The following is an 11,688-nucleotide window of genomic DNA, read 5'->3' as shown; positions in this document are numbered from 1 at the left end:
CAGCATGGAACACTATATTAATTTATTTATCCAAGCAGCGTTTATCGACAACATGGCGCTGTCATTTTTCTTGGGTATGTGCACCTTTTTAGCCGTGTCGAAAAAGGTCTCTACTGCATTTGGTTTAGGCATTGCGGTGATTGTGGTCATGATGCTGGCTGTGCCATTAAACCAAATTATCTACGTAAATATCTTAGCGCCAGGCGCATTAGCTTGGGCTGGGTTTCCTGAGTTGAATTTAAGCTATTTACAGTTGATTACCTTTATTGGGGTCATTGCTGCATTAGTGCAAATCTTAGAAATGTTTTTAGACCGTTATATTCCGACCTTATATCAGTCATTAGGGATCTTCTTACCGCTATTAACGGTGAATTGTGCCATTTTTGCTGGGGTTATCTTTATGGCTAACCGTGACTATAACTTTACTGAGTCAGTGGTTTTTGCTGCGGGTTCTGGTGTGGGGTGGGCGATGGCCATTGTGTTATTAGCGGGATTGCGTGAGCGAATGAAGTTTCATGCTATTCCTGATGGGTTACAAGGCATTGGGATTACCTTTATTACCACCGGCTTAATGGCTCTGGGCTTTATGTCATTTGCGGGCATTACGTTATAACGCATTGAAGAGAAGGGTTATTTAATGGAAATGGCAATAGGTATTGGCATGTTTACCATAGTGGTAAGTTTGCTAGTGGTGGTGATTTTAGCTGCCAAACGTAAGTTAGTGAACACCAATGATATCACTATTAGTATTAATGGTGACGCCAGCAAAAGCGTGCAAACTCCTGCTGGTGATAAGTTATTGGGCGCACTGTCTGGACAACATATTTTTATACCATCAGCGTGTGGCGGTGGTGGAACATGTGGCCAATGTCGCGTAAAAGTAAAAGCCGGTGGCGGTGATATTTTAGCGACCGAACTTGATCATATTTCGAAAAAAGAAGCCAAAGAAGGCTGTCGTTTAGCGTGCCAAGTGACGGTGCGAACCGACATGGAACTTGAGATTGATGAAGAAATTTTTGGGGTTAAAAAATGGCAATGTGAGGTTGTTTCAAATAATAACCAAGCGACGTTTATTAAAGAGCTGTTATTAAAAATCCCCGACGGTGAAGATGTATTATTTAAAGCCGGTGGTTACATTCAAATTGAAGCGCCTGCGCATGAAGTACGTTATGCCGATTTTGATATTCCTGAAGAGTATCGTGGTGACTGGGTTAAATACGGTTTGTTCGATTTAGTGTCTACCGTTGATGAAGACGTATTACGTGCTTATTCAATGGCAAACTACCCTGATGAAAAGGGGACGATTATGCTAAATGTACGTATTGCAACGCCGCCTAAAGCCGGTTTACCACCAGGCAAAATGTCGTCATATATTTTTAATTTAAAAGCCGGTGATAAGGTAACAATTTCTGGTCCCTTTGGTGAGTTTTTTGTCAAAGAAACTGATGCTGAAATGGTGTTTGTTGGTGGTGGTGCGGGTATGGCACCGATGCGATCGCACATATTTAACCAATTAAAAAGTGTTAAAACCAAACGTAAAATGAGCTTTTGGTATGGTGCTCGCTCAACTCGTGAAGTGTTCTATCAGCAAGATTTTGATCAACTAGCCGCCGAAAATGACAACTTCGTTTGGCATGTTGCTTTGTCTGATCCATTATCTGAAGATAATTGGACGGGTTATACCGGCTTTATTCATAACGTGCTGTATGAGAATTACTTGAAACAACATAAAGCGCCAGAAGACTGTGAGTTTTATATGTGTGGTCCTCCAATCATGAACGCGTCAGTGATAGCCATGCTAGAAAGCTTAGGTGTCGAGTCTGAAAACATCTTGCTAGATGATTTTGGTGACTAATGCTGTGTTGAGCGTTGGGTTTATGTTTGCTAGCCCATGTTCGGTCATTCATATTTACTCGTCCAAGCGTAGCTTAGAAGCTGTAAATAAGAATATGAACTGAGCGTATCAATAAAAAATCCCCATACTGTCATTGACGGTTTGGGGATTTTTTAGCAAATAGGGTTTCACTCGACATTAACGTTCAGAGTCGATATTAACGTTCAGAAAACGCCAGATAACGCATTACTTCGGCTTTGTTGAAACTTAGCACATTACCGTTTTGTTCAGTGAACAGTAAATTTTCGCGAGCATAACGCTTAATCGTAGTAGGGCTTTTGTCGAGTATTTCACAGACTTCATTTAAAGATAAATCGTTATCATCACTCATTCTCGTTCTCCTTACGTTATGGTTATAGTTACTCGTGTTGCCTTGTTAGTATTAAACATCACATGTGCATTAACTTGTCATATTCGCGTGTTTTTGTCGAGCTTAGTATTAAACCAATCACATTATTCTGCGTTGAAGCCTTTTGACGTAAAATGACTATGCCTTCAAGTCTTCGCCTTGATTAACGTCATTTTAATTCCCACAGCATGAGCAAATAACTAATACGATTGGTATTAATAATGACAGCGATGCATCATGGCATTAGTGATAATTTGATGCGTGGGAGCGACCTGAGGCTTCAAAGCCACTTGGTACATCGACTCCGCTACCGTGTGCGCATTAATGGGCTGATATTTACGCAGCGGACCGATAAATAGAAACGATAAACCACCAAAAAGGCTTTGGCCAATATCTTCCATAAAACGACCATTATCTCGTGGTCCTAATAATAAGCTCGGTTGAAAAATATTGAGTACCGGTAAAGATAGTGCCTTAAGGGCTTGCTCTACTTCGCCTTTGACTCGATTATAAAACACGGTTGATTTAGCATCCGCGCCCAATGCGGTCACCACCATAAATTTAAGTGAAGGATTTTCTTGAACTTGGATAAGTTTAGCGAAAGCCAATACGGCTAATTTATCGACTTGATTAAAAGCTTCTTCGCTGCCCGCTTGTTTGATTGTGGTGCCTAAACAGCAAAACGCATGATCAACTTTTTCTGCCAATGCCAGCTCATGTACTTCGTCCAGTTGGCAGCAAATAAATTGCACTTTCTCAGCCCCAAATTGATGTTCGACCAAATTAGGTGCCGAACGGCCAATAACCAATACTTTACTATAATGTTCACTTTCAATGATGCGAGTAAGTAAGGTATTCCCCACTAAACCCGTCGCACCTATTATTGCTGCAATCATATAATCCTTTAGAAAGCTAAACCGACTCGCTAGACTCTAATCTGTCGCCTTAATGGTTTCAATAAGAATATTTTAATAGCAATTATTATCCTGTTTGTTAGCTTAGGACTATTACAAAAACTACCGGTTATTGAAAATGAGTGTTCACTTTATAAAAATATAACCATCATAAGAATAACAATCATAAGAATAGCAATCATAAGAACAACAATTAGGATGGATTATGAGCCAAGCGCATTTACCACTAACAGATTTTATTGAATATTCTCCAGATGAAATGCTCAAGCGGGCACAAGATAATTACCAGCAAGTTAAGCGACGTCATTCAATACGGGCATTCTCTGATCGCGCGGTACCCCAAGCCATTATTGAGCAGTGCATATTGGCAGCGGGCACGGCGCCCAATGGTGCTAACCATCAACCATGGCATTTTGTGGCGATAAATAGCCCACAGATAAAAGCGCAAATTCGTCAACAAGCTGAGGCGTTAGAGCAAGCATTTTATGCAGGTCGCGCCGGTGAAGAATGGTTAGATGCATTAAAACCTTTAGGCACTAATGCTGATAAACCGTATTTAGAACACGCGCCTTGGCTGATTGCAGTGTTTAGCAAAAAACGTACTGAAGAATCGGGTGAACAGAAAAGTAATTATTATGTGCATGAGTCTGTGGGGATTGCGACCGGTTTTTTAATTCAAGCATTGCATCATGCAGGTCTTGGCACATTAACGCATACGCCAAAACCGATGAGTTTTTTAAGTAAAGTGTGTGGGCGCGACAATGATAATGAGCGTCCGTATATGCTTATTATAGCGGGATACCCGGCCGATGGAGCGACCATTCCACAGCATGCTATTGAGAAAAAGTCGCTTGCGGAGATTTGTGATTTTATTTAATGCTGTTCACTGTTAGTCTAGCTGTATTTACAAAACGACAGCTTGTAAAACGGCTGCTTGTAAAATGACTGCTTGTAAAATGATTGTTGGTAAGAATATCATTGATCTCAATGATCGTCGTTAGATACGTATTAAAAGGAGTTAATATGAAATTGTTAAGTTCGTTGTTGGTTTGCTCTCTAGGCGGGATTGTCTCCATGCTAGCAGAAGCAGATGATGCTCAATTAGGCCACTTAGTCGAATTATCGATAACACACAATGATAACGCTATTGGGTTAAGTTGCTTGCCAAGAACTGAAGCCGCTGGCGAAACCGCTGATTGGGTGATTGAGTGTAACCGTTTGGCTTATCAATATTTAATCAGCCAAACGGGCGAAGGTATTGAGTTTAATCGCCAAGTTAATGAAAAGCCTTTTGGGATGGCAGCCGATTTTATGGCGAAAACCTTGATGGCGGACCCATCAGGATTTAAGGCGGTCAATATTTCGCAAGAGTTTGAATTTACTCATAAGAAAACTTAATAGCCTCTTTTTTTGTCTCGATTTTTACATTTTTCTGAATACATAACTAACCCGCTATGGCTTTAATACTGCTATAGCGGGTTAATTATGTATTGCTCATCAGTAGCTATTAGTTGGTAGCAACAGTCATCATTTATATACCCCGACGCGTTTAACTTAAATCAGTCATATAACGATGGCGTGTCTTCAGTGGGACGGGTTTTAAAACGACGATGAAGCCACATGTATTGAGCTTTGTTGCGGCTAATCAGTTGTTCTACAATCTGGTTACCACGAATGGCGTCGTCTGTTTCATTGTCGCCAGGAAAATTCTCTAAAGGCGGCATTATTTCAAGGGTGTAGCCTTTGTCATCGCTATTACGTTCAACAAAAAAAGGCACTACATTGGCTTTACCTAATCTTGCCAGTGAGGTTGCTCCAGTAATGGTGGCAGCGTCTGGCACGCCAAAAAAGGGAATAAACACCGCGCTTGAACGGCCAAAATCTTGATCGGCGGTATACCAAATGACATCAGGACTGCGCAAACTGCGGATCATCTGGCGCACATCACGCTTAGGCACTAAGCCTTTGTTTGAACGCAGGCGACCTTTGACTTGTAAGTATTCCATCACCGGATTGTTATGGGGACGATACACGCCAATTCCCGGGGCAAACTGGCCAAATATACGCGCGCCCATTTCAAGTGGTAAACAATGTACCGCAAATAAAATCACCCCTTTGCCATTGTCTAAACTCTGACTAACATGCTCAGTGCCTTTAATGGTCATGTGCTGTTGCACGCGCTCGTTTGACCACCACCATGCGTTAATGGTGTCAAATACCGCTTTACCGGTTTCTTCAAAAGTACGCTCAAGCAGTTGTTGCTTGTCTGCATCACTCATATCAGGAAAGCATAAATTGATATTACGCTTAGCGGTATGGGTTCTTCCGCTCGCAACTTTCATGACTAATCGACCAATGCCACGGCCAATTTTCATTTGCCAAGACAGAGGTAATAGTAAGGTTAAACGCATCAAACCGACGCCAAACCATATAGGCCAATGTTTAGGATGATATAAATTAGAAGAAAATTCGGCTTTCTCGACCACGGACAACTCGTCTAGTTCACAAAAAATTATTTGTTATTCTACCTCATATTTAGATGAAAATTAGGTACAATCACGGTTAAATTTTTACAAGACAGCGAATACACTATGAAGGTTTCTCTCCCAGCTTTTGAAAATGCGCGCGTTTTAGTGATTGGCGATGTGATGTTAGATCGCTATTGGGTAGGCCCTACGGGACGCATTTCACCCGAAGCCCCTGTACCTGTTGTTAAAATTAATCAAATTGAAGATAGACCCGGCGGCGCCGCCAACGTGGCATTGAACATTGCAACATTAGGTGGACATGTCCAGTTAGCGGGCATAGTCGGCCAAGATGAAACCGCACAAGCATTAACCCAAGGGGTAAAAGTGTTTGGCGTTGAGCCGCAATGGTTAACGGTAGCAGACAAGCCGACAATTACTAAATTACGAGTATTGTCGCGTAATCAACAGTTAATCCGCTTAGATTTTGAAGAGCAATTTGATAAAGCGACTAGCCAAGCATTATTCGCGCAAAGCGAAGCCATTTTAGACAATGTCGATGTATTGGTATTGTCTGATTATGCCAAAGGCGCCATTGATGAACCTAGGGACTTTATTGCTAAAGCACGAGCCAAAGGGGTAAAGGTATTAGTTGATCCGAAAGGGCATGATTTTGCACGTTATCACGGAGCTTCATTAATCACGCCAAACATGAGCGAATTTGAAGCGGTTGTCGGTACGGTAACCAGCGAAGATGATTTAATCGAAAAAGCACAGAAACTGATTAAGTTGCACGACTTTGACGCCATTTTAGTGACCCGTTCAGAAAAGGGCATGACGTTAGTGTCGCAAAGCCAACCCGAACTGCACATTCCAACGGTTGCACGTGAAGTTCACGATGTTACGGGAGCAGGTGATACGGTGATTTCTGCTTTGGCGACCTCAATTGCTGCCGGTGCTTCGTTAGCGCAAGCTTGTGCGATAGCCAATACCGCCGCGGGCGTGGTTGTAGGTAAACTTGGCACTTCAACGGTTAGCCGCATTGAGCTGATTCAAGCATTAGCCCTTAACCATGGCGAGTCTGGTTTTGGCGTAATGACCGAAGATCAATTAGCTTATGCAATGGATCAAGCCCGTTTACGCGGTGAGCGTATTGTCATGACCAACGGTTGTTTTGATATTTTACATGCTGGCCATGTGAGCTATTTACAACAAGCCAAAGCCTTAGGTGATCGCCTTATTGTTGCTGTAAATGATGATAGCTCGGTGACGCGCTTAAAAGGCCCTGGACGTCCGGTTAATCCTGTTGATCGCCGTATGGCAGTTTTAGCGGGCTTAGCATCGGTAGACTGGGTAGTCCCTTTCACTGAAGACACACCACAACGTATTATTACGCGATTATTGCCAGATTCTTTAGTCAAAGGCGGCGATTACAAAGTGGAAGATATTGCTGGTGGTGCTGAAGTGATGGCTGCAGGTGGCAAGGTTGAAGTGCTTGGATTTGAAGATGGTGTATCCACTACCGCTATTATTCAAAATATTATGTCACAAAAATAGTTGATGCTTAGATACTGGCAACGGTCATTACTCAAGTTATTAAGCTGTAGCGTTGCTTGCGCGCCGTTATTGGTTGGTCACTTTGTTAATGCCGGCCAGCTTATTACGCCTCAATCTATGACCACAAATCAACTAAAAACCACAACAGTTATGGTTGAAAATGGTTTGGCGAGTGATGACATTCGCCAAGCTTATTTTATCCCAATAGCAACCAAACAAGCGCTAGTATGTTCTTTATCTTCACTGGTAAGGTGTATTGCGTTACTCCCTGCTTCATTACAACAACAAACCGCTTTTTCTGTTGCCAATATTCGCCGCGCCGTTGGGCGTAAAAGTGCGGTGGTGCTGGTTGCTGAACATCACATAATAGCAGGGGTTATTGTTGTCAATCCTGCTAACAATATGGCTGAGCAGAGTGGCGCAATTGGTTTAAAAACTTATCAGTTACCATTAGCCAACCAAATACAATTAACCTTGTGGCATGAAATAGGCCATTTATATAACATTGCACTACAAGGCAGTATTTTACCCTCATCTTTAACTGAGTATCAGCATGAGTGGCTAGCGGATTTGTATCTGTTATGGCGTATTGCGCAGCATTATCAGCAGCTCGATTTAGCGTGGCAACAATTTCATCGCCGAAACCTGGCCCTTATTAACGACAGTGGTAATTTGTCGCATTGGAGCGCGCCTCAACTTCAAATTGTGCTCAATCATTATAATGCCCAACAATTGCAGCATTTTACTCACTATGAGGATTTTTTATCCGCAGTTTATCCATTAATGCCGACATGGTCGCCGCGTGACATGGGAGAATTTTCTAGCTTAGTGCAGCGTACTTTTAGTGCGGTTCAATCTTTGCCAGGGTACATGTTTTGGCGTCAATCGGAGCTAATTCAAGTGTTGTCGCCGACATTAGAAAGGTTAATGGGTAAGGCTGAGGCACAACGTTGGCTGAAAAATCAATTCTTAACCGAAAATAATATGTAAATTTTTGTAACCTGTTTTTATCACCTTCTGCAGCTCATTAAATTGTGATTTTTTATAACCTTTGATTTTAAAGGGTAAATAAATAGTTATCGCGATAATGTTCTGTTTTATCTTGTCTTTCTGGATATTGTACGGTTAAAAATGTTGTAAATTCGCTAATTCTTAGCAGAATTTTCTAGTTTGGTCTGGTAAGCTCTGGCACCAAAATAATTAGAGAGACCAAGTTTATGGCCAAGCGTTCACGAGTTGAAACTGAGTTAACCGTTAACCAAATTTTAGATGAAGCCTTTAAACAAATCCTCACGATTGGTTTTGAGGCGATGTCTTATACCACGCTGTCTGCCGCCACTGGAGTCAGCCGAACGGGTATCAGTCATCACTTTCCGCGTAAAACAGAATTTTTAGTGCGTTTAGATCAGCGTATCGGACAGTTTTTTATTGAAGGATTAGATTTTTCTTCGATATCGGCACTAGAGCAATCATGGGCTGAAGTTATGAAACAACCTGAACGTAAAGCAGTATTACAACTGTTTTTTAGTTTATGTGGCAGTAGTGACGAAAGCATGAAAATACTCAAATCGCTTAATATTGTCATCGAGGCTGCGGTTAGTCATTTTGCTGATGCTGGGCGTAAATGTGTTGAGCAACTTATCGGTAATAGTGCCTTGGCATTATTACAAGATGTGTAAAAGTAACTGATCAAAATTCACGAGTTTGTTACACGTACCAATTTGTTGTAAGCACCAAAAATTTTGGCTATTTAAGTTTTACCCTGTAAGTAACAAATCGGTATTAAAATTGACATTATGATCAATACGATATCGAAGAGACTATTCCATATTGGTATCTGAGCATTCAATAAGTTGAATTACGCAGGTATCGTTATGGAATGGCATTTCGTGAACGATGAACATCGCTCACGTATCTTGGTTTACGCCAGCTTTCTACTTTCATATCTGTCGCACATTTGCTGCGCTTGCTCGTCATCAAAAGCACGTAAGCCGCTTAATACTAATGTTTTGACTCCGCTACCAATCACTTTTCCTTCGCTTTGCAGTTCAAAGGTGAGGGTGACATCGCCACGCTTACCATCAATCGCTAAGTCTTGTTTGATAAGGTGCAAACTGATGGTGCTGAAATCAAAATGGTCTAAATGAAATGACATGCTTTCATAAATCACTAATGGGCGATCAGGGTTAATCATGACCTTGTATTGCTTCATCATCGGCACAAGTACGTGGATAAAGTTCAATCCTGAAAAAGCAACATAACTTTTAATAAATGCCGCTGTTTGAATATCACATTGGCACACTTCACCTTGACGCTCAATATGCAGATATTCTTTGCCTTTGGTGTCGCTAATGCTGAATTTATTGGCCACATTTTTATCGACGTGAAGCTCAACGTTGTCACCGACCATGCCGGCAAACTTAAACTGCATGTTTTGGCTTAAGCCGTATTGGGTCAGCACTAGTGCAAATAATAAATCGCCAGGGACACAAAAGCGTTTAGCGCCCACATCGTGTATAGGGTTGAAATCTCCAGCGATTTTTTTGGCGAAGTCACTGGCTTGTTGAGCCGAAATAAACACGCTTTGATCTTGCTTAGTAAAATAAGGTGATAAAAACATAAAGAATAATTCTTATTAGTCAGTAGTAAGCCATATCACAAGGCATGATTGTTAATGATAACGCGGTAACAATGTAGGCTAATGCGAGACTAGGTTAGTGATAAAATCCATTAATGAGCGAGAGTTTACTGCATGAAGGCAAATAAACTCACCCGATGACTATAAACAGCCAATATTAAGCTTAACTACAGTCGTCATAGTGTACTTAGTTCTGTTTCGCCTGTGTCATCACAGACGAAATAAGTCGAACATGCTCTTTGTATTACAACAGTATACCAAGATTACTTGGTACGTTTACTTGAGATTTTGTTTTGAATGACAAATCAACTTAGTTGGCAGCATATCCTGAAAACGAATATAAAGTGATATAAATTATATTTTCAGTGTCATTTATATTGGATTTTCGTGTCATTTACATCGACTTAACGGATATCAAACCGCTCTTTGTTATGCTATTTGCTTGGTATCGAATACCAATCAGCCAGATATTTATCCGTCATTACGCCTTGTTAGCAACATAGATAACAGCTTTGAGATTAGCGCTGTGAATAAACTCACTGTGTGGATTTATCCCATTTTTTATCTGGCGTTGAAGATATATGATTCTGCTGGAGAGAGGCTCTTTTCGTTTTCACCCTGATAATGGGCATTTTTTTTCACAAGACCTTGGCACCGTTGGTGATGATTTAAGGCTTATATGAGGGGCTTATGTGAGTGCTTATGTAGGAATTTATAGATTATTGGGGATATTCAAAAAGGGGGGGGCGTTTTTCAATCTTATTACCAAAATAAGAAATTATGTTTACCGTGTTTTTTAATGCTGTACATGGCTTTATCGGCTTGCTCACAAACATTAGTGAACTCGTCTAATTCATCAAATAAGCTGATGCCAATACTGAGGCCTACTTTAATGCTTTCACCCTCCAATTCGATAGGATGTTGATAGTGTGACAGCAAGGTTTTAGCCAATGCGGTTAATCGTTCCACATCATTGCAATGAACTAAAATGACAAACTCATCACCACCAAAACGTGCCACATGATGAAGTGGGTTTTGTGTTGAGTCTGCAGTGCTAAACAGTTGATCGCATATTTGCGCAATATCGTTGGCAATATGGATTAATAAACTATCGCCATATCGATGGCCTAAGTGGTCATTAATTATCTTAAAACCGTCCAAATCGATAAAGCACAGCGCGCCTTGATGTGTACTGTGAGTGCTTTTTCCTTGTTCAAAGGCAGCAATGAGTGCATTTCGATTGAGTAAATTAGTTAACGGATCACGATGAGCGAGTTTGGCTAAATCTTGTTCGTAGCGCTTTTCTTGGGTGACATCAATATGAGTGCCCATAATACGAAGCGGTTCACCGTTAATACCATATTCAATAATACGCCCACGGTCAGACACCCATGCAACAGTGCCATCTTTGTGCACCATGCGATGCACGGCTTGATAAATTTCAGCATTACCGGCTACATGACTTTCAAAGGCTTGTATCACCCAGTCTTTATCTTCCGGGTGGAGATTATTTTTCCAGCTGCTGATATGGGCCGGTAATTCTTCACGGGTAAAACCGAGCAGATGGCCCCACTGTTGATTAAAAATAGTCAGGTTTCCGCTGGGAATATGTTGCTCCCATAGACATAAACCAGTGCCATCAAGCGTAGCGTTGAGTTGCTCGTTTACTCGTTTATTGAGCAGCGTAAGCCGATTATTCTCGTATTCTAGTCGCTTGATTTTCTGCTTATGCTGCTCTAGTTCAAGCTGTAATTGAGCAATAATATCCTGCTGTTCCATGAATAACTGATAATCCTTTAAGTCCAATGGACCCAGTTTAGCGGGTTATTAAACAAAAAAACACCAGCATTGATTGCTGGTGTTTTGTTTGC

12 protein-coding genes are annotated in these 11,688 nt (G+C 41.3%); 7 read left to right on the top strand and 5 right to left on the bottom strand.

Going from position 1 to position 11,688, the window contains the following annotated elements:
• Positions 1–4 precede the first annotated feature (4 nt).
• Both nqrE and nqrF read left to right on the top strand, forming a co-directional pair.
• Positions 5–613, top strand: coding sequence for an NADH:ubiquinone reductase (Na(+)-transporting) subunit E (nqrE, locus tag HNW13_RS10725; RefSeq protein WP_101086093.1), 609 nt, complete (start codon positions 5–7; stop codon positions 611–613).
• A 24-nt stretch (positions 614–637) separates the two neighbouring features.
• Complete coding sequence (nqrF, locus tag HNW13_RS10720; RefSeq protein WP_101086092.1) at positions 638–1,855, top strand: NADH:ubiquinone reductase (Na(+)-transporting) subunit F; 1,218 nt, start codon at positions 638–640, stop codon at positions 1,853–1,855.
• Positions 1,856–2,051: 196 nt separating this feature from the next.
• On the opposite strand, the gene HNW13_RS10715 is transcribed toward nqrF, so the two are convergent.
• Both HNW13_RS10715 and HNW13_RS10710 read right to left on the bottom strand, forming a co-directional pair.
• Complete coding sequence (locus HNW13_RS10715; RefSeq protein WP_101086091.1) at positions 2,052–2,225, bottom strand: helix-turn-helix domain-containing protein; 174 nt, start codon at positions 2,223–2,225, stop codon at positions 2,052–2,054.
• A 233-nt stretch (positions 2,226–2,458) separates the two neighbouring features.
• Positions 2,459–3,139 carry a hypothetical protein gene (locus HNW13_RS10710; RefSeq protein ID WP_101086090.1) on the bottom strand — a complete coding sequence of 227 codons (681 nt, stop codon included), beginning with the start codon at positions 3,137–3,139 and terminating at the stop codon, positions 2,459–2,461.
• A 223-nt stretch (positions 3,140–3,362) separates the two neighbouring features.
• Between HNW13_RS10710 and HNW13_RS10705 the strand changes: the two genes are divergently transcribed.
• Together HNW13_RS10705 and HNW13_RS10700 are read left to right on the top strand one after the other, a co-directional pair.
• Positions 3,363–4,034: a nitroreductase family protein gene (locus HNW13_RS10705; RefSeq protein ID WP_174839626.1), complete on the top strand. Its 672-nt coding sequence runs from the start codon at positions 3,363–3,365 to the stop codon at positions 4,032–4,034.
• A gap of 146 nt (positions 4,035–4,180) precedes the next feature.
• Entirely contained in the window at positions 4,181–4,555 is a 375-nt protein-coding gene (locus tag HNW13_RS10700; protein WP_101086088.1) for a hypothetical protein, read from the top strand.
• A gap of 161 nt (positions 4,556–4,716) precedes the next feature.
• Here the strand turns inward: HNW13_RS10700 and lpxL are convergent, their stop codons facing one another.
• On the bottom strand, positions 4,717–5,643 hold the full coding sequence (lpxL, locus tag HNW13_RS10695) for an LpxL/LpxP family Kdo(2)-lipid IV(A) lauroyl/palmitoleoyl acyltransferase (RefSeq protein WP_192115480.1): 927 nt from the start codon (positions 5,641–5,643) through the stop codon (positions 4,717–4,719).
• Between the two features lie 105 nt (positions 5,644–5,748).
• Between lpxL and hldE the strand changes: the two genes are divergently transcribed.
• The 3 genes from hldE to HNW13_RS10680 all read left to right on the top strand — a co-directional run bounded on the left by hldE (position 5,749) and on the right by HNW13_RS10680 (position 8,858).
• Entirely contained in the window at positions 5,749–7,179 is a 1,431-nt protein-coding gene (gene hldE / locus HNW13_RS10690) for a bifunctional D-glycero-beta-D-manno-heptose-7-phosphate kinase/D-glycero-beta-D-manno-heptose 1-phosphate adenylyltransferase HldE (protein ID WP_192115481.1), read from the top strand.
• 3 nt (positions 7,180–7,182) lie between these two features.
• Positions 7,183–8,169 (top strand): hypothetical protein, encoded by a 987-nt coding sequence (locus HNW13_RS10685; RefSeq protein WP_243756242.1) that lies wholly within the window; start codon positions 7,183–7,185, stop codon positions 8,167–8,169.
• A 227-nt stretch (positions 8,170–8,396) separates the two neighbouring features.
• Positions 8,397–8,858 carry a TetR family transcriptional regulator gene (locus tag HNW13_RS10680; protein WP_192115482.1) on the top strand — a complete coding sequence of 154 codons (462 nt, stop codon included), beginning with the start codon at positions 8,397–8,399 and terminating at the stop codon, positions 8,856–8,858.
• Between the two features lie 242 nt (positions 8,859–9,100).
• On the opposite strand, the gene HNW13_RS10675 is transcribed toward HNW13_RS10680, so the two are convergent.
• Both HNW13_RS10675 and HNW13_RS10670 read right to left on the bottom strand, forming a co-directional pair.
• Positions 9,101–9,799, bottom strand: a complete 699-nt coding sequence (locus tag HNW13_RS10675) for a DUF3581 domain-containing protein (RefSeq protein ID WP_192115483.1) — start codon at positions 9,797–9,799, stop codon at positions 9,101–9,103.
• Positions 9,800–10,579: 780 nt separating this feature from the next.
• Entirely contained in the window at positions 10,580–11,596 is a 1,017-nt protein-coding gene (locus tag HNW13_RS10670; RefSeq protein WP_162022328.1) for a sensor domain-containing diguanylate cyclase, read from the bottom strand.
• Positions 11,597–11,688 lie beyond the last annotated feature (92 nt).

This window comes from Shewanella sp. BF02_Schw (assembly GCF_014596695.2).
In the GTDB taxonomy this organism is placed as follows: domain Bacteria; phylum Pseudomonadota; class Gammaproteobacteria; order Enterobacterales; family Shewanellaceae; genus Shewanella.
This window is presented reverse-complemented; position numbering and strand designations above follow the sequence as displayed.